Annotated in this window: 16 protein-coding genes; 10 read left to right on the plus strand and 6 right to left on the minus strand. The window is 68.1% G+C overall.

Going from position 1 to position 18,364, the window contains the following annotated elements:
• Window positions 1–14 precede the first annotated feature (14 nt).
• Together ACFWMR_RS08370 and ACFWMR_RS08375 are read left to right on the plus strand one after the other, a co-directional pair.
• On the plus strand, window positions 15–500 hold the full coding sequence (locus ACFWMR_RS08370; protein WP_378377907.1) for an SRPBCC family protein: 486 nt from the start codon (window positions 15–17) through the stop codon (window positions 498–500).
• A gap of 5 nt (window positions 501–505) precedes the next feature.
• Window positions 506–1,081, plus strand: coding sequence for a TIGR03086 family metal-binding protein (locus ACFWMR_RS08375; RefSeq protein ID WP_378377908.1), 576 nt, complete (start codon window positions 506–508; stop codon window positions 1,079–1,081).
• Window positions 1,082–1,087: 6 nt separating this feature from the next.
• Here ACFWMR_RS08375 and ACFWMR_RS08380 read toward each other — a convergent pair whose 3' ends face one another.
• Entirely contained in the window at window positions 1,088–1,570 is a 483-nt protein-coding gene (locus ACFWMR_RS08380; RefSeq protein WP_378377909.1) for a MerR family transcriptional regulator, read from the minus strand.
• Between ACFWMR_RS08380 and ACFWMR_RS08385 the strand changes: the two genes are divergently transcribed.
• Entirely contained in the window at window positions 1,569–2,663 is a 1,095-nt protein-coding gene (locus ACFWMR_RS08385; protein ID WP_378377910.1) for an alkene reductase, read from the plus strand. The genes ACFWMR_RS08380 and ACFWMR_RS08385 overlap by 2 nt on opposite strands.
• A 28-nt stretch (window positions 2,664–2,691) precedes the next feature.
• Entirely contained in the window at window positions 2,692–4,017 is a 1,326-nt protein-coding gene (locus ACFWMR_RS08390; protein ID WP_378377911.1) for an amidase, read from the plus strand.
• Window positions 4,018–4,102: 85 nt separating this feature from the next.
• On the opposite strand, the gene ACFWMR_RS08395 is transcribed toward ACFWMR_RS08390, so the two are convergent.
• The 4 genes from ACFWMR_RS08395 to ACFWMR_RS08410 form a co-directional block, all read right to left on the minus strand.
• Window positions 4,103–5,242 carry a cell division protein DivIVA gene (locus ACFWMR_RS08395; RefSeq protein ID WP_093937880.1) on the minus strand — a complete coding sequence of 380 codons (1,140 nt, stop codon included), beginning with the start codon at window positions 5,240–5,242 and terminating at the stop codon, window positions 4,103–4,105.
• 118 nt (window positions 5,243–5,360) lie between these two features.
• The gene (locus tag ACFWMR_RS08400; protein WP_378377912.1) at window positions 5,361–7,352 is read right to left on the minus strand and encodes an SDR family oxidoreductase; all 1,992 of its coding nucleotides are present in this window, start codon (window positions 7,350–7,352) and stop codon (window positions 5,361–5,363) included.
• A 100-nt stretch (window positions 7,353–7,452) separates the two neighbouring features.
• Window positions 7,453–8,136, minus strand: coding sequence for a class F sortase (locus ACFWMR_RS08405; RefSeq protein WP_378377913.1), 684 nt, complete (start codon window positions 8,134–8,136; stop codon window positions 7,453–7,455).
• A gap of 13 nt (window positions 8,137–8,149) precedes the next feature.
• Complete coding sequence (locus ACFWMR_RS08410) at window positions 8,150–9,619, minus strand: SpaA isopeptide-forming pilin-related protein (RefSeq protein ID WP_378377914.1); 1,470 nt, start codon at window positions 9,617–9,619, stop codon at window positions 8,150–8,152.
• 313 nt (window positions 9,620–9,932) lie between these two features.
• On the opposite strand from ACFWMR_RS08410, the gene ACFWMR_RS08415 reads away from it, so the two are divergent.
• From ACFWMR_RS08415 to ACFWMR_RS08435, 5 genes are all read left to right on the plus strand, one after another.
• Entirely contained in the window at window positions 9,933–10,769 is an 837-nt protein-coding gene (locus ACFWMR_RS08415) for a Bax inhibitor-1/YccA family protein (RefSeq protein WP_378377915.1), read from the plus strand.
• 73 nt (window positions 10,770–10,842) lie between these two features.
• Window positions 10,843–11,376: an LppU/SCO3897 family protein gene (locus ACFWMR_RS08420; protein ID WP_378377916.1), complete on the plus strand. Its 534-nt coding sequence runs from the start codon at window positions 10,843–10,845 to the stop codon at window positions 11,374–11,376.
• A gap of 144 nt (window positions 11,377–11,520) precedes the next feature.
• Entirely contained in the window at window positions 11,521–12,081 is a 561-nt protein-coding gene (locus ACFWMR_RS08425) for an LppU/SCO3897 family protein (RefSeq protein WP_378377917.1), read from the plus strand.
• Between the two features lie 221 nt (window positions 12,082–12,302).
• A complete protein-coding gene (locus ACFWMR_RS08430; protein ID WP_093937913.1) occupies window positions 12,303–13,571 on the plus strand; it encodes a YeeE/YedE family protein in 1,269 nt (422 codons plus the stop codon).
• Window positions 13,572–13,794: 223 nt separating this feature from the next.
• Window positions 13,795–15,327, plus strand: coding sequence for a DHA2 family efflux MFS transporter permease subunit (locus ACFWMR_RS08435; RefSeq protein WP_093937887.1), 1,533 nt, complete (start codon window positions 13,795–13,797; stop codon window positions 15,325–15,327).
• A gap of 95 nt (window positions 15,328–15,422) precedes the next feature.
• On the opposite strand, the gene ACFWMR_RS08440 is transcribed toward ACFWMR_RS08435, so the two are convergent.
• Window positions 15,423–16,643, minus strand: a complete 1,221-nt coding sequence (locus tag ACFWMR_RS08440) for an acetyl-CoA C-acetyltransferase (RefSeq protein WP_093937888.1) — start codon at window positions 16,641–16,643, stop codon at window positions 15,423–15,425.
• Window positions 16,644–16,824: 181 nt separating this feature from the next.
• Between ACFWMR_RS08440 and ACFWMR_RS08445 the strand changes: the two genes are divergently transcribed.
• Window positions 16,825–18,195 (plus strand): cystathionine beta-synthase, encoded by a 1,371-nt coding sequence (locus ACFWMR_RS08445; protein ID WP_378377918.1) that lies wholly within the window; start codon window positions 16,825–16,827, stop codon window positions 18,193–18,195.
• Window positions 18,196–18,364: the final 169 nt, after the last annotated feature.

The following is an 18,364-nucleotide window of genomic DNA, read 5'->3' on the forward strand; positions in this document are numbered from 1 at the left end:
AAAGGAGCACCACGATGGGACGCAGTCTCAGCGTGACGAAATCCGGCGATCTCGAGATCGTCATGACGAGGTCCTTCGACGCGCCGAGGACGCTGGTGTTCGACGCGTGGACCAAACCGGAGCTGATACGCCGCTGGTTCGGTCCGCACGGCTGCGAAGTCGTCGAGTGCGAGATCGACCTGCGGGTCGGCGGCAGATGGCGATACCGGCTGCTTCACGACGGTGGGAGGGAGATGGTGCTACAGGGCGTCTACCAGGAGATCAGCCGTCCGGAAAGGCTCGTTTCCCTCGAGACGAACGAGGACTGCGAGGCCTCGGAAGGCGATGCCTTGGCGACTCTGACCTTGACCGAGCACGGCGGAGTCACCACCTTGACCCAGGTGGTGCGGTACGGCTCGAAAAGGATCCGGGACGCCGTGCTCGAATCCGGGATGGAGCGGGGAGTCGGCGAGGGCTTCGACAGGCTGGCCGAGGTCGTGGCCGTCCCGGCGAGGGCGTGAGCCAGATGAACGCCATCGCGAACCGCTATCGCGTCCGGGCCGACGCCTTCGAGCGCAAGGTCGCCGCCGTCGAAGCCGGGCAATGGGAGAGCAAGTCGCCGTGCGCGGAGTGGAACGCCAGGGATGTCGTCGGGCACATCGTCGACATGCACGGCGCGATGCTGCGCCCTTTCGGACGTGATCTGGGGCCCGCGCCTTCGGCCGAGGAAGATCCGCTCGGCGCCTTCCGGGCGGCTCGGGCCGAGGTCGAAGCCGTCCTCGCCGATCCGGTGCTCGCGGCCACGGAACACGAGACACCGGCGGGGAAGATGACCGCCGAACAGCACATCGACCAGGTCGTCAGTGCCGACATGGTCGTCCATGGCTGGGACCTGGCCCGTGCCACCGGTCAGGACGACACGATCGATCCGGACGAGGTCGCCCGGATGTGGCCCGGCGCCCAGGCGATCCCCGAGCAGATGAGGATCCCCGGTGCTTTCGGGCCCGGCGTCGTCGTCTTCGGTCCCGAGGTGAAGGTGCCCGACGACGCGCCCTTGCAGGACAGGCTGCTCGGGCTGCTGGGCCGAAACCCGAACGCCTGATCCGCGTCAGACGTGGATCCCTCGGTGCCGCCGGGCGGGCCGGGAAGGAACCGGTACTTCGGCGGTATCGGTCCCCTTGGCCGCGGCCAGGACACGCTCCAGAACCGACAGAGAGGTGGTGAGCAAAGCGATCTGGTTCTGGATCCGAGTCTTGGCGATCTCCAGTTCGCCGGTCATCCCCGGCGAAGGCACCAAGTGGGTGTGGTCCCCGGAAACACAGGGAAGGAGTTCCGCGATCTTGCCGCTGCACAACCCGGCCGAATAGAAGAGCTGGATCTGCAGAACCCGGGCTATGTCGTCTTCGGTGAAGGTCCGGTAGCCGTTGCCGCGTCGATCGGGACGCAGCAGGCCTTCCGTCTCGTAGTACCGCAACGAACGGACGCTCACCCCTGTCCGCTCCGCCAGTTCGCCGATCCGCATGAGTCCACAGTAGCCGCGGAAACCGAGGTTGACCGTGACGCCGGTGTCAGGGTTTAGCTTCGCGTCCATGAGGTTGCTCGAAGCATTCCGCGGCACCGCGATCCAGCTGCCGAACCGCATCGCGATGGCCCCGATGACCAGGGGACGTGCCGATGACACGACAGGTGTGCCACATCCGATGACGGCCGAGTACTACGCGCAACGCGCGAGCGCCGGTTTGATCGTGAGCGAAGGTGTCTGGATCGACCAGGCCGGCAAGAGCGGCCCCGGGATCCCAGGGCTGGTGACAGCGCAGCATGCCGAGGCATGGCGTCAGGTGACGGAGGCCGTGCACGAGAAAGGCGGCCGCATCTTCGCACAGCTCTGGCACGCGGGCCGGGTCGCCCATCCCGGCGTGACGGGCCGGACGCCGGTGGCGCCATCGGCGGTCCGGCAGGCCGGGAGGATCTTCTCGGCCGAAGGCTGGACGGACACGGTCGAGCCCCGCGCCCTCGGCGAGGAAGAGATCGGCGAGGGCGTCCAGGACTTCGCCAGGGCGGCACGCCGGGCTGTCGAGGCGGGATTCGACGGCGTGGAACTCCACGGTGCCAACGGGTACCTGATCCAGCAGTTCCTCGCCGGCAACACCAACCGCAGAGAGGACAGGTACGGCGGCTCCGTCGCCGCGCGGCTCGCGTTCCCGCTCGAGGTGGTGGCGGCCGTGGTCGAACAGGTCGGCGCGGCCAAGGTCGCTCTGCGGATTTCGCCGGGCAATCCGGAGAACGACATCGTGGAAGACGATGGAAAGGAGGTGTACTCACGACTGCTCGCGGAACTACGCCGGTACGAGCTCGCGTACCTGCATGTCATCGACACTCCCGACACTGAAGCGCTGTCCTACCTGCGGCCGTTGTGGCCTGGGACCCTCGTGGCGAACCTGCGTTCCGAGGAGCCGACGTCCCGGGAGGAGGGTGAGCTCCTGATCGGCTCCGGGCTGGCCGACGTGGTCGCCTTCGGCAGGTTGTTCATCGCGAACCCGGACCTGCCTACCCGATTCGCGCTCGATGCCCCGCTCGCCCGAGCGGACCACGACGTCTACTACGGCGCTCGGCTCGACGGCTACACCGACTTCCCGGCGTTCGACCCGGACCCGGCGAAGTTCGCCTGTTCGGCGCGCAGCTGATCTTCGCCGCCCGATCTACAGTGCGGGGATGGTCAAGACGGCAGTGGAAATCGCGGCGGCTGTGCGCGCCAAGGAACTTGACCCGGTCGAGGTGACGCGTGAGGCGTTGGCCCGGATCGCGGCGGCGGACGGAGTGGTCGGTGCGTTCCGCCGGGTCAGGGCCGAGGAGGCGCTCGCCGAGGCCGCCGCCGTCGCCGAACGCGCGGACTTGGCCGACCTGCCGTTGGCCGGTGTGCCGGTCGCGGTCAAGGACGTCGCGCCGGTCGAGGGCGAGTATGCCTCGTGGGGGTCGCGCGCGGGTTCGTCGACGGTGTCCACAGAGGACGGTGAGATAGCCCGGCGGCTGCGCGCGGCCGGCGCGGTGATCGTCGGCCTGACCCGGGTACCGGAACTGTGCATCTGGCCGTCGAGCGACGATCCGGACGGGACGGCGCGTAACCCCCGCAACCCGTCCTACGCGGCGGGTGGTTCGTCGGGCGGGAGTGCCGCGGCCGTCGCGGCCGGGCTGGTGCCCATCGCGCACGGAACGGACGGCTTGGGCTCGATCCGGCTGCCGTCCGCGATGTGCGGCATCGTCGGGCTCAAACCCGGCAAGGGCGTGGTCCGCGTACCGGGGGAGGACGGCTGGTTCGGCCTGTCCACGCACGGTCCGATGACGACCACCGTGGCCGACGCGGCCGTGCTGATGTCGGTCCTCGCCGAACAGCCCGGCCTGGCGGACCTCACCGACCCGAAGCGGTCTCGTATCGCCCTGTCCACCCAGGTCCCGTTGACGAGGGCGCCCTTGCCGCGCGCTTTCAGCCGGGCCGTCGCGCGGGCGGGCGAGCTGTTCAGCGCGGCTGGGCACACCGTCGCGCCCGGAACACCCCGGTACAACGCCGGTGCGATCGGTGGCCTTCTCGCGCGCTGGGTGGCGGGCCCGGCCGAACAAGCGGCGGAGTTCGACCTCGCCGCACTTCAGCCCCGCACACGTACGCACGTCCGGCTCGGGCGGCTGATGGCCAAACGGGTCCGGGGAAGCACCCGAGAGCGCTGGCTGGAGCGCGCCGAAGAGTTCTTCGCCGACCACGACGTCCTGGTCACACCCGTGATCGCGACCCTCCCGCTCAAGGCCCGCAGGTGGCACGAAAGCCGGTGGATCGCCAACGTGCTGCCGTCGGTGCGCGTGGCAGGTTTCGCCGGTCTGTGGAATCTCGCGGGCTATCCGGCGATGTCGGTGCCTGTCGGCGTGCACCCTTCGGGCATCCCCGCCTGCGTCCAGCTCGTCGCCGCGCCCGGCGGGGAAGCGCTCCTCCTCGGCCTCGCCGCCCAGCTCGAAACGGCCAATCCCTGGCCCCGCACCACCGTCTCCTGACCCGCGTCGAAAAGAGAGCAAGGGACCTTTGCTATCGCTCTCCAAAAGAGAGTGACAGCAAAGGTCCCTTGCTACTTCGCGCTGGTCAGGAGCCGGTTTTGGCCGGTGAGGGCTTCTGTCCGTTGGCCTTGGGGCCGTTCTGCTCGCTCTGTCCGTTCTTCGGCGCAGCGGCGGCAGGCGCCGAAGAAGCGGGCTTGGCGGGAGCGGGCTTGGCAGGCGTCGAAGCGGGCGCCTGAGCCGGAGCGGCGGCCTTCGACGCGGGCGCTTCGGCGGGCTTGCTCGCGGGCTTCGTCTCCTCGGCCTTGCTGTCACCGCCGACGAGCTTCGAAGCGTGCGGGATCACCGACTCCTCGGGCAGCGCCGCGAGCATCGCTTCGCTTCCCTTCAGGACCTCGTCGGCTTGCAGCAGGCTCTTGCGGGCCTGCTCGCGAATCTCCGCCAGCCGCTCGACCTTCCGCTGGGCGGCTGTCGTGCGCTGAGCGGCGGTCGTCGTGGCCTCGTCGAGCCGGCGCTTGGCCTCGCTCGTCGCCTCGTCGATGCGGCGCTTGGCCTCCGCGGTGGCCTCCGCGATCCGGCGTTCGGCCTGGTTCTTGCTGGCCGTCTGCTGGTCGGCGATGTGCTTCTCGTGCGAAGCGCGCTGGGCCGAAATCGTCGCATCGAACTCGCGCTCGATCTTCCGGCGCTTGCGTTCGGCCTCGTTGTCCAGCAGTTCCCGGCGCTGGGCGGCCTCGACGGTCAGCCGCTGGACCTCGGCCCGGGTCTCGGCGAGCGCGGACTCGTGCTCCGAATGCAGCGCGTCCGCCTGCTTGTCCAGCTCGGCGACGAGCCGCGTGTAGCGCTCACGGAGCTTCTTCGAGGCTTCGCTCGACGACGCCCAGTGCTTCTCGGCCGCGACTTCGGCACGCTTGGTGACCTCTTCCGCGCGCGCCTGCGCGAGCGTGACTGTGCGCTGCATCCGCTCGTCGAGGTCTTCGAGCCGCTCCGGTGGCTTCTTCAGTTCCTCGATCCTGGCGTTCAGCTTCGCCACCTCGTGGCGCACGGTTTCGAGTTCGCGCGTGGCCGAGGTCGCCTGCGCGATCGCGGCGTCGCGGTCGGTGATCACGCGATGCAGCTGGGCTTCGAGATGATCCAGATACTGGCGCACTTCGTTCCGGTCGAAGCCATGCCAGGCCTGGGTGTACTCGCGCCGCAGGGGCAACAGGCCGTTGTCTCGCTCGGGAACCATGGCCACGACGGTACCTGCGTACCCGGCGTCGCCGTGGCCAGGCTTGGTGATTCACCGACGTGTGTCGGCTCTCAGCTGCGTTCCCTCACCTGAACGGCCGCCACCCGTGTGCGCAGTGTCACCAATGGAAGCCGCGGCTGAGCCGGGCGAGGGCCATCGCCGCCCGGGACAGATGCTGCTCACCCTTGCCGATTTTGAGTCCGCCGCCACCACCCGCGGCCGCGGAATCCGGGAACACGCGGAATCCTTGGTAGGCCACGGCATCCGTGAGGCCCGGGGTGAGCGTGTACGCGAGCCCGATCGCCTGCCCGGCGGGCGTGCCGATGTGCTTCGGGCGCTCCTTCAGCGCCTTCATCACCATGTCCGCGGCCTGATCCGGGGATTTCGTCGGGAACGCGTCGTAGATCTTCGTCGGCCGGATCATCGGTGTGCGCACGAGTGGCATGTGGATGGTCGTAAAGGTGATTCCGTCACCGTGGGTTTCGGTCGCGGCGATCCGGGAGAAATAGTCCAAAGCCGCCTTCGACGCCGCGTACGCCGAAAAGCGCGGCGCGATTCCCTGCACGCCGATCGACGAGACGTTGACGACATGCCCGAATTTGCGCTCGGACATATGCGGCAGGACCGCGAGGATCAGCCGCACCGCGCCGAAGTAGTTGATCGCCATCGCGCGTTCGTAGTCGTGGAACCGGTCGTACGACAGTTTGATCGACCGCCGGATCGACCGGCCGGCGTTGTTCACGAGCATGTCGATCCGGCCGTGCTCGGCGAGCATGGCGTCGACGGCCTTGTGCACCGATTCCTCGTCGGTCAGGTCGGCCGGGTACACCGACGCCGTGCCGCCCGCGGCGATGATCTCGTCCCGCACCTCTTCGAGCTCGTGCTGCCGCCGCGCCACCAGCAGCGGCACCCCGCCCGCGGCCGCGACCTTGATCGCGGTCGCCCGTCCGATGCCCGAGGACGCGCCGGTGATGATCACGCGACGGCCGTCCAGCTCGCCGCGCGGGCCGTGCTTGCGGGCGCGGAACGGGTCCAGGTGCTCACGCCAGTAGCGCCACAGTGTGGGCGCGTAGTCCTCGATCCGCGGCACCTCGACGCCCGAGCCGATGAGGGCCTTGCGCGTCGACGCCGACGAGAACACCGACGGGAACGCCATCGTCTCCAGCAGCACCGGCGGGATGCCGAGCCGCTCCATCACGGCGTCGCGCGCGATCGTGAAGCCGGGGATGTGCTCGCTCAGCTTCACCAGGTTGACGATGCCCTTGGACACGCGTTCGTTGAGCTGGACGGAGATCGTCGGCGCGCCCGCCGCTTTCGCGAAGGCGTTGTAGACCGAGACGACCGGCTGAGGCTCGGGGTTGACCAGGTGGAACGCGCGTCCGTCGAGGCCCTTGGTGGTGATCAGGGCGTTCAGCGACTCGGCGACGTAGTCGACTGGGACGACGTTGGTGTCGCCGAGGTCGGGGCCGACGATCGGCACGTCGGGCAGCCCGGCCAGCCTGCTGATCGCGGGGAACAGGTAGTACGGGCCGTCGATCTTGTCCATCTCGCCGGTTTCGGAGTTCCCGACGACGACCGCGGGCCGGTACACCCGCCACGGCACGTCGTGCTGCTCGCGCACGAGGCGCTCGGCCTCGAACTTCGTGCGGTGGTACGGCGTGACGAGCCGCTGGCCGACGTCGAACATCTCCTCGGTGAATATGCCCTCGTGGTCACCGGCGACGGCGACCGAGGACACGTGGTGCAGGCAGCCCGCGTTCAGGTCGGCGGCGAGCGCGATCACCTGCGCGGTGCCTTCGACGTTGGCCTTGATGCTGGCTTCGTCGTCGGCGGTGAGGTCGTAGAGGGCGGCGAGGTGCACGACGTGATCGACACCGCGCAGCTTCTCCCGGTCTTCTTCGCCGACGCCGAGCAGCGGCTCGCCGAGATCACCGGTGACGAGGGTGACGCGCTCCGGATGCGGCCAGGCGTTCACGAGTTTCGCGAGTTTGTCCCGTGAGGACGCTCGGACGACGAGTGCGACCTTGTCGACGTCCTCCCTGGCGAGCAGCAGCCGGGTGAACTGGCGCCCGATCAGTCCGGTCGCTCCGGTCACCAGAAAAGTCGCCATCCGCCTCACCCTTCACCGTGCTCGCCCGCGTCCACAGGCATTGTGCTGCATCATCACGGTGAGGACCACCGTCGCGTCCCGTGAAGTTACTCACGGGTAACTAGGCGGGGTCGGCGATGACGACCCGGTTCTCGGCGTAGCCGGTCTCTCCGCCGACCCAGCGGCCGCCGCAGGTGACGAGGACTATCCGATGTGGACCGGACTGGCCGAACAGCTCGTCCGCCCGCTGCGGCAGTTCGTTCTTCTTCAGCGTGATCAACTGGGAAACCTTGTACTGCCAGGACTTCCCGGCCTTGTCGACCACGGTGACGGTGCCGCCGATCCGCTCGGTCCACAGTTCCGCGAACGGACCTGTCGCACCCTTCCAGTTCACGTGCCCGGCGAAGACGCTCGCCCCGGTCGCCGAACTCAGCTCGGCGCCCCACCAGGTCACCTCGCCGAGGTTCTCCGGCACCGGAAGCTCCGCGCCCGGCCCGAGCTCCTTGCGGATCAGCTTCGCGCCCCCGCCGGCGGGCAGCCGGATCGTCCCCGGCCCCTGCGGTTTCGGGGCCTCGGGTTCCTTCGATGGCGGCGGAGCCGAGGGCGGTGTCGTAGGGACGATTTCCGGCGGAGGCGGCACCTCCTGCTGGGCGGGCGCCGCCGGGGCACCGCCCGCGACGGAAACGGAGACGGCCTGAGCCGTCCCCGTCACCACGGTCGTCGGCGGCCAGATGAGCAAGGCCGCGACGAGGTCCGCGCACAGAACCGTGACGGCTCCCAGCGCGAACCCGCGTCGTACTGACATTCCCGAAACCTCTTTAGCGTCGCGAGGACCGCCGCGCGGCCACGCCCACCATCACCGAACCGAGCAGCGCGAGCGCGCCGACGCAGAGGATCCCGGCGGTCGACGCCGTGTTCTCGACGGTGCCCTGCATCATCGCCACCGGCCGGTCACCGGCGGGGATGGTGCGCGGTACCTCGTTGGGCGTGTTGGCGACCTTGAGCGCCAGCGTCTCACCCGGCTTGACCTCACCGCAGGCGGACGGCGGATTCTTCGGGTCGAACGCGTTGGTGTAGCCCGGCGGCGCGTTGACCTCGACCACGCAGATCTCCTGCGGGGTCCGCAGGTTCTCGACGGTGACCGTCCCGTTCTCACCCTCGGTGGTGACGACGGCGGGCTTGCCGTCGGCGCCGTTGAGCGGCTTGCCGTCCTGGCCGAGAGCGGCGGCTGTCTTGTCCTTGGCGGTGATCCGCAGCGCGGCGCCCGCGATGCCCTTGCCGGTCTTCGCGTCGACCTTGGTCACCTGGACCTTGCCCGGCTTCGAGACGACCGCGACACCCTGTGCCTTCAGTTCCTTCTCGCCACCGGTCGAGACGACCTTCTGCACCCCGGTCTCGACCGGGAACTGCACGTAAGGCCGGTCCGCGGGTGCCGAAAGGGCGCTGGACAGCTTCGGCTGGTCACCGGTCGGCGTGACCTTGACCGTGACGGTGCCGTCCTCGCCCGTCTTCACCGTGGTGGCTTTCTCGGCCTTGGCGTTCGAGGTCGACGCGGCCTTCGTGGTCTCGCCGTCCTCGACGGTCGCGTTCGACGGCGTGAGCCGCACGGGCACCCCGGAGACGCCCTTGCCCTTGGCGTTCTTGACGCTGATCGTCCACTCGCCCGCGGTGCCGATGTGCTGGTCTTCCTTCGGCGGCGCGATCGCGGTGGTCCACGGACCCCGGTTGGCCTCGGCGTCCTTGGTCAGCTTCTCGACGGCCGCGGCGGCGTCGGAATGCTGCGCCTGCAGCTTGTCGAGGTGGCTTTTGACGTCGTAGCCGATCTTCTCCGGAGGAAGGTTCGGCTTGAGGTCCTCGTCGGAGCGCGGCTTCGAAGTCCACGAGTGCAGCAGGTGCGCGAGCGCCGCGGCTTCGGCGTTGTCCTTGGTGCCGCCGTAGCGCAGCAGCAGGTAGGAGATGTTGGCGGCGGTGTCCTCGGGAAGCTTCGCGCCCCACTTGTCGAGGAGTTCGTCACCGGGCTGGTACTTCTCGTTCGTGTCCGGCGCCTTCAGCTGGAAGGAGACGCAGAACACGTGCTTGCCGTTGACGACGTAAGAGCCGAGCCAGTCCCGTTCTCTGGGCTTGCTGTCGACGGTCTGGCCGGGCGTGACCTGGTAGCCGACGCCCTCCTCCTTGGCCGCCGAAGCAGGTGTCGCCGCGACGGTGGCGGACAGCGCGCCGAGCAGGCACGTCGCGATCAGGCTGGTCAAGGCGCGCGAACGCACGCTCGGGCGTGTGGTCCACCCCATGGTGTGTTGACTCCTTTGGCCGTGCTCCGCCCCGACGCATTTACGTTGACGCAGGTCACACGATCGATAGGTTCCCCGACACGCCTTCGGTGAGTATCCGAACACGCAACGTGCAGGGTGTCCTGTGAGCAGCGGTTTTGGCAATAGGTCATCAGGTGGGGTATCGGTGAACGGTCGTGATCTCCGCCGCATACGGTGTGGGGGATGGGCTCCGGGTCGAATGTGAGTAAAGTCGTCTTTACTTCGACGGGAACCGGGCGGCCCCCGCGGTCGTTGAACCCGATGCAGGTGCCAGTAGATCCAGGAGGATCAGGTGCGATCCAGTAGCAACCCGGCGTTCCGGAACCTGCCGCGTGGCGCGGCGCAGTACGGACCCAACGTAGGCTTCAACCAACCCCAGGGCGGCGTGCCCGGCTACGGCCCTCCGCAGACCTCCGCCGGTGCCGACGACCGTCCGATGACCGTCGACGACGTCGTCATCAAGACGGCGCTGAGCCTCGGCACCGCGCTGGTGACCGGTGTGCTCACCGCGATCTGGGCCATCAGCCAGATCTCGACCTCGGCTTCGGGCAAGATCACCGCCATCCCGGGCGCCGTGATCGGCGCGCTCGTCGGCGGCATGATCGTCGGCCTCGTGATCTCGCTCGTCATCATCTTCAAGCAGAAGCCGAGCGGCCCGCTCACGCTCGCGTACTCGGCTGCCGAGGGTGTCTTCCTCGGTGCGATCAGCGGTCTGTTCGAACTGCTCTACCCGGGCATCGCGATCCAGGCGATCATCGGTACCGCGGGTGTGTTCATCGCGATGCTGGTCGTCTACAAGACCGGGGCGGTCAAGGTCACCCCGAAGCTGACCAAGTGGATCATCGGCGCCGTCGTCGGTGTCGCGATCCTGATGCTGGTCAACCTCATCACCAGCTTCTTCGGCTTCAACCCGCTGCGTGACGGCGGGCCGATCGCGATCATCTTCAGCCTCGTGGTGATCGGTGTCGCGGCGTTCAGCTTCCTGCTCGACTTCGACCAGGCCGACCGGATGATCCGCGAAGGCATGCCGTCGAAGTGGGCGTGGTTCGCCGCCTTCGGCCTGATGACCACGCTGGTCTGGCTGTACCTCGAGATCCTGCGACTGCTGTCGTATTTCCAAAACGATTGACGCGGGTTCTCCACGGAAGGGCGCCCCGCGCGATGGGGGCGCCCTTTTCCGTTCCCGTGAATACTCTGACCCCATGACCGAGCACAGTGGCGAATCCGCCAGGCCGAGGCGATCCAAGTGGTTCTGGGTGGGCATCCTGGTGCCGGTCGCGATCGTGGTGCTCAGCGCGTCGTCGTGGATCGTCGGGTACCTCTCGAACACCGACGACGTCCAGGTGGGCGACTGCTACGCGATCACCACGTTCGGCGACGTCGACGCCGATCCGGCCAAGGCGGACTGCGGTTCGAACGAGGCCAACGCGAAGGCCGGGGCGAAAGTCGACGCCGGCGGCGCGTGCCCGGCGGGCGAGTACGACCAGCTCGTCGTCGACAAGACGTTCGCGTCGTACAAGCTCTGCATGATGATCAACGCGAAGCAGGGCGACTGCCTCGAGAACTTCCTGGCCGACAGCGTGGCTTATCAAAAGGTCGCCTGCTCGGAGCCGACGAAGGACGCGGAGGTCGTGAAGGTCGTCGACAGTGTCGCGACCTGTGATGACACCGAGGCGACCCATCTCAAGAGCTACTCGACGCCGCCTTCGACGGTCTGCGTCAAGAGCACCAAATAGCGACCTCGACCAGGGGTTTTCACCCGTTTGGAGGGTCGGTTTATGGGGTTGATCACGTTCAGTGTTTGATACCGGGGTTCTCATTCCTCTTCACACCTGTGAGGTTTCTCGGTGACCACTTCCCAGCCGGCCCCTGGGGGCCAAATGCCGGTTGGACAGCCCGACGCTTTCGGTCCGCCGCCCGGCGGTCAGCCGACGGCGCCCAAGCGCTCCAAGATCGGTTGGCTGCGCTTCGCCATTCCGGTGCTCGTCGTCGTGATCGGCGGCGGCCTGTTCCTCTTCAACCACTTCACCGGGACGGGCAGTGCCCAGGCCGGCGACTGCTTGAGCGTGACCGAGTTCTCGCGGAAGGCCGACGACCCGAAGAAGATCGATTGCGGGGCGCCGGAGGCGAACGTCAAGATCGGCGCCCGCGTGGCCGGCGACGAGTCCTGCCCGGAGGGTGACTACGACACCATCTCGATGACCGGCCGGATGTCGTACAAGCTGTGCATGGTCATCAACGTCAAGCAGGGCGACTGTCTCAAGGGCTTCATCTCGGACACCGCCGGCTACCAGAAGGTGTCCTGCACCGACCCCGCCAAGGACGCGGAGGTGGTGAAGGTCGCCGGTGTCGCGGACAAGGCGTCCTGTGAGGGCACCGAAGCCACGAAGGTGGCGACGTACTCGACGCCGCCGACGACGCTCTGCTTCAAGACGGCGTAGCCAGCCTGAGTTCAAGCGCGTGAAGGCCCCCTTCCCCCTGCTCAGCCGAGGGAAGGGGGCCTTCACGCGTATCGGGGGAGCAAGGGACCTTTGGTATCGCCGCCGCCATCCGGCCGTGTGCGAGCCGCCGTTCGTCGCACAGTGTGGGACGGGCTGCGACCGGACGGTCACCGGTCCTAACGTTGCTCGTCCCCAACCCGCCGATCGATCTGGAGTCCCTGGTGGCGACGACGGAAACCCAAGCCGGTGAGAAGAAGCTCCTCGACTTCCCGACCTCCTGCGCCGCCCCGGTCCCGCGACCGGAGGAGCCGGTCAAGATCGTTCCGCTCGCGGTCGCGGGTGCCCTCGCGGTCGGACTGACCTGGTACGTCTGGGCGGCGCACGGGGCGAAGTTCGGTGTCCTGCTCGTCCTCGGCCTGCTGCTCGGCCTCGCGCTTTTCCACTCCCGATTCGGGTTCACCTCGGCCTGGCGCCAGCTGATCGCGGTCGGAAACGGTCAGGGCCTGCGGGCGCACACGCTGCTGCTCGGCACGGCCGCGACGTTGATCGCGCTGATCGTCGGCACGGGATCAGGCCTCTTCGGCAGCAAACCGAACCCGACCGCGGGCGGGCTGGGGCTCGCGCTGTTCGTCGGCGCGACGATCTTCGCCATCGGTATGCAGCTGGGCGGCGCGTGCGCTTCGGGAACGTTGTTCGCGGTCGGTTCCGGGCAGTCGACGATCGTGCTGACCCTCGGCGGGTTCATCACCGGCTCCGTCCTCTACACGTGGGCGTATCCGCTGCTTTCGGGCTGGCCCGAGTTCAAGGGGATCCTGCTCGCCGACCACGTCGGCTGGTTCGGTTCGTGGGCGATCACCATCGCCGTCCTCGCCGCGATCGTGCTGGGCACCCGGTTCGTGCAGAAGCGCCGTAACCCGCCGCCGGTCGACGTCGTCCCGACCGCGCGCGGTTTCGCCCGGATCTACCGCGGCTCCTGGCCGATCCTCGTCGGCGCCGTCGTCCTCGGGGTACTCGCGGGCGCGGTGTTCCTGGTGTCCGGCGGGATCTGGGGCGTCACGAGCGCTTTCAGCCTGTGGGGCGCCAAGATCCTTCAGGTGTTCGGCCTGCACCCCGAAACCTGGGAGTTCTGGCGGCTCAAGGCGAACGCGGCTTCGCTGGCCGGGCCGATCTGGAAGGACAAGAACAGCCTCACCGACATCGGCATCATGATCGGCGCGGGGGTCGCGGCCGCGGCGGCGGGCGCGTGGAAGATCCACAGCTCGATCCCGTGGCGGACGGCTCTCGCCGCCGTGCTCGGCGGGATCCTGATGGGTGTCGGCGCGCGGATGGCGGGCGGCTGCAACATCGGCGCCTACCTCGGCGGTATCTCGGTCGGCAGCCTGCACGGCTGGCTGTGGGGTGTCTTCGCGCTCGGCGGCACCTGGATCGGGCTCAAGCTGCGGCCGCTGTTCGGGCTCGGCAACCCGGCCCCGACGGACAGCGTCTGCTGATCACTCTTTGTGACATCCCGTATGCGGGCTTGCCCTTTCGGCCCGCGTACGGGGAAAAAGTTGGCATGTAAAACCTGTGTTCGGCTACCCTCGGCTACATGCCTGAGCTTGCGCATTAATGCACAAGCTCGGTTGGGGAAGGCCCGGCGCGTGCCGGGCGTCGACTTCGTAGTCGCGACCACGGGGGTTGTCGCGTCCACTGAACATCAGGGACGGATTCTTCATGTCAACGCAAAGCCCGGCCGCACCGGGCGGCGACAAACTCGACGCGGGCGTGCTCAAGGTCGCCGGCGTCGTCATCCTCGGCGCGATCATGGCGATCCTCGACACGACCGTCGTCAACGTCGCGCTCCAGAAACTGACCATCGAGTTCCAGACGTCGTTCGACACCATCCAGTGGATCGCGACCGGTTACATGCTGGCGCTGGCCACGGTCATCCCGGTCACCGGCTGGGCATCCGACCGGTTCGGCACCAAGCGGCTCTACATGACCGCGATCGGGCTGTTCCTGATCGGATCGATGCTCGCCGGAATGGCCTGGGACGTCGAATCGCTGATCATCTTCCGGGTCCTGCAAGGCTTCGGCGGCGGCATGCTGATGCCCGCCGGAATGACGATCCTGACCAGGGCCGCCGGACCGCACCGGATCGGGCGCGTGATGGGCGTGCTCGGGGTGCCGATGCTGCTCGGCCCGATCGGCGGCCCGATCCTCGGCGGCTGGCTGGTCGACGCGGTGAGCTGGCGCTGGATCTTCTACATCAACGTGCCGATCGGCCTGATCACCATGGCGATGGCCTGGCGCCTGCTGCCGAAGGACCGGCCGGAGCCCAGCGAGCGGTTCGACTTCATCGGCATGCTGATGGTGTCGCCGGGCCTGGCGGCGCTGATCTTCGGCGTTTCGAACATCCCGGCCGCGGGCGGTGTCGGCGCTGTCGACGTCTGGCTGCCCGCGCTGGCCGGGATCGCGTTGCTGGTGGCGTTCGTGGTCCGGGCGAACCGCGTCGCGAACCCGCTGCTCGACCTGAAGTTGTTCAAGAACCGGTCGTTCACCGTCGCGATGGTGACGATGACCTTCTTCTGCGTCGCGTTCTTCGGCGCGATGCTGCTCCTGCCGACGTATTTCGTGCTGGCGCGTGGTGAATCGGCGATGAACGCCGGTCTTCTGCTCGCCCCGCAGGGTGTCGGCGCGATGCTGACCATGCCGATCGCGGGCCGGTTCGCGGACAAGATCGGCGCGCGGAAGATCGTGCTGCCCGGTCTCGTGCTGATGCTCGCCGGGCTGATCGCCTTCACCCAGCTCACCGCGACGACGCCCTACTGGCTGCTGCTTTCGGCGCTGTTCGTGATGGGGCTCGGCATGGGCGCGACGATGATGCCGATCACCTCGGCCGCGCTGCAGACGCTCAAGCCGCAGGACATGGCGAAGGCGTCGACAGCGACGAACATCCTGCAGCAGACCGCGGGGGCGATCGGCGCCGCGGTGCTGTCGATCATCCTGGCGGCGTTGCTGGCCGGGAAGTTCGGCGTGCCGACCGCGCAGGGGCAGCTGGCCGCGACCGCCGCGGTGATGAACCCGGCGACGCACGAGGCGGCTTCGGGGCTGACCGCGGACTCGTTCTCGACGACGTTCCTGTGGTCGATGATCCTGCTCGCGCTGTGCCTGATCCCGGCGGCGTTCCTGCCGAAGACCAAGCCGGCGCTGCCGGAAGGCGTCGACGGTGAGGTCGCCGCGGCCCCGCCGATCATGACCCACTAGGGCCGGGGAAGAAGCAAGGGACCTTTGCTCACGTCAGTTAGCGTGCTAACGAACGTGAGCAAAGGTCCCTTGCTCTCTTTTCGCAGTTCAGGAGGTCAGGAGAGGCGCTCCAGCACCATCGCCATGCCCTGGCCGCCGCCGACGCACATCGTCTCGAGGCCGAACTGCTTGTCGTGGTGCCGCAGCGAGTTGATCAGCGTGGACGTGATCCGCGCGCCGGTCATGCCGAACGGGTGGCCGACAGCGATCGCGCCGCCGTTGACGTTCAGCTTGTCGAGGTCGATCCCGAGGTCCTTGTACGACGGGATGACCTGCGCGGCGAACGCTTCGTTGATCTCGACGAGGTCGATGTCGCCGATCGACATCCCGGCGCGCGCGAGGGCCCGCTTCGACGCTTCGACCGGGCCGTAGCCCATGATCTCCGGCGACAGCCCGGAAACACCGGTCGAGACGACGCGGGCCAGCGGCGTGAGGCCGAGTTCCTTCGCCTTGGTGTCGGACATGACGATCAGCGCCGCGGCACCGTCGTTGAGCGCGCAGCAGTTGCCCGCGGTGATCCGGCCGTCGGGGCGGAAGACCGGCTTGAGGCCGGAGACGCCTTCGAGGGTGACACCGGCGCGCGGGCCGTCGTCCTTCGAGACCACGGTGCCGTCCGGCAGGGTCACCGGGGTGATGTCGTTGGCCCAGAAGCCGTCCGCGATCGCCTTCTCGGCGAGGTTCTGCGAACGGACGCCGAACTCGTCCATCTCCTCACGGGACACGTTCTTCAACCGCGCCAGGTTCTCGGCGGTCTGGCCCATCGCGATGTAGACGTCGGGAAGCACGCCGTTCTCGCGCGGGTCGGTCCAGCTGTCGGCGCCCTCGGCCGCCACCTGCGCGGTGCGGGCCTCGGCATCGGCGAACAGCGGGTTGTGCGTGTTCGGCCAGGAGTCCGAGCTGCCGTTGGCGAAGCGCGAAACGGTCTCGACACCGGCGGAGATGAACACGTCGCCTTCGCCGGCCTTGATCGCGTGCAGCGCCATGCGGGTGGTTTGGAGGCTGGAGGAGCAGTACCGCGTGATCGTGCAGCCGGGCAGGTGGTCGTAGCCGAGTTCGACGGCGACCGCGCGGCCCATGTTGAAGCCCTGCTCGCCACCGGGGAGACCACAGCCCAGCATGAGGTCTTCGATCTGCGTCGGGTCGAGCTCGGGGACCTTGTCGAGCGCGGCGCGGACCATCTGCGCGGTGAGATCGTCCGGGCGGATGCTCACCAGCGATCCCTTGCCGGCGCGGCCGATCGGGGATCGGGCGGTGGACACGATGACGGCTTCGGGCATGGAACGACACTCCCTTGTTCTCGATCCAGACACGCGCTAAGCGGTTGCTCACCTCGCATCCTCCACCGGAGGGAGGTGCGGGTCAAAGGCGAACGCGATCCACGCCACTCTTTCCGACGTGACCCGTGGCCCCGGCCGGTTGAGTGGACATATCGCGACCTGCGGCGTTTAGGCTGTCAGCGTGGAATACGTCGAGCACATCGTGGACCTCGTGGGCAACACCCCTCTGGTCAAGCTGAACGCACTGGCCGAGGGGCTGCAGCCGCTCATCCTGGCCAAGGTCGAGTACGTCAACCCCGGCGGCAGCGTCAAGGACCGCATCGCGCTGCGGATGATCGAAGCCGCGGAGCGCTCCGGCGAGCTGAAGCCCGGCGGCACCATCGTCGAACCGACCTCCGGCAACACCGGTGTCGGGCTCGCCATGGTGGCGCAGCGCAAGGGATACAAGTGCGTGTTCGTCTGCCCGGACAAGGTCAGCGAGGACAAGCGCAACGTGCTCAAGGCCTACGGCGCCCGTGTCGTGGTCTGCCCGACGGCGGTGGCGCCGGAGCACCCGGACTCCTACTACAACGTCTCCGACCGCCTCGTGCGCGAGATCGAGGGCGCCTGGAAGCCGAACCAGTACGCCAACCCGGAGAACCCGGCCAGCCACTACCACTCGACCGGCCCGGAACTCTGGCGCCAGACCGAGGGCAAGATCACGCATTTCGTCGCGGGCGTCGGCACGGGCGGCACCATCTCGGGCACCGGCAAGTACCTCAAGGAGGTCAGCGACGGCCGCGTCCAGGTCGTCGGCGCGGACCCCGAGGGCTCGGTGTACTCCGGCGGGACCGGGCGGCCGTACCTGGTCGAGGGCGTCGGCGAGGACTTCTGGCCGGAGACCTACGACCGGGACGTCGCCGACCAGATCATCGCGGTGTCGGACGCGCACTCCTTCGACATCACCCGCCGCCTCGCGCTCGAAGAAGGACTGCTCGTCGGCGGCTCGTGCGGTATGGCCGTCGCCGCCGCGCTCAAGCTCGCCGAGGGCCTCGGCCCGGACGACGTCGTCGTCGTGCTCCTGCCCGACGGCGGCCGCGGCTACCTCACCAAGGTGTTCAACGACAGCTGGATGTCCTCGTACGGCTTCCTGCCGCCGGACTCCAGCGGCGCGACCGTCGGCGACGTCCTGATGAAGAAGAGCGGCTCGCTGCCCAGCCTGGTGCACAGTCACCCGAACGAGACCGTCGCCGAAGCGGTGGCGATCCTCTCCGAGTTCGGCGTCAGCCAGATGCCCGTCGTCTCCGCGGAACCGCCGGTCATGGCGGCCGAGGTCGTCGGCGCGGTCAACGAGCGCGATCTGCTCGAAGCGCTCTTCACCGGCAAGGCGCAGCTGGCCGACAGGCTCGAACAGCACATGTCGCCGCCGCTGCCGACCATCGGCGCCGGCGAACAGGTGAGTTCGGCGATGAACGCGCTCTCGGGCGCGGACGGCGCGTTGGTGCTGGTCGACGGCAAGCCGGCGGGGGTCGTCACCCGGCACGACCTGCTCGCGTTTCTCGCGGGACGGTAAAGAGGTATTTCATCGGATGGTCGGGCCGGGGCGTTACGAGCGGCCCACCCGGCTATCCGATAGCGTGTCGGTTGAGTTGAACTTTTATGTCCTCGTCAAGGGGGTTCAAGACCCAAATGAGTGCTCCGCAGCCACCGAATCAGCCTTGGGGTGGCGCCCAGCCACCGCA

The organism is Amycolatopsis thailandensis, from assembly GCF_042723255.1.
Classification (GTDB): Bacteria; Actinomycetota; Actinomycetes; order Mycobacteriales; family Pseudonocardiaceae; genus Amycolatopsis; species Amycolatopsis thailandensis.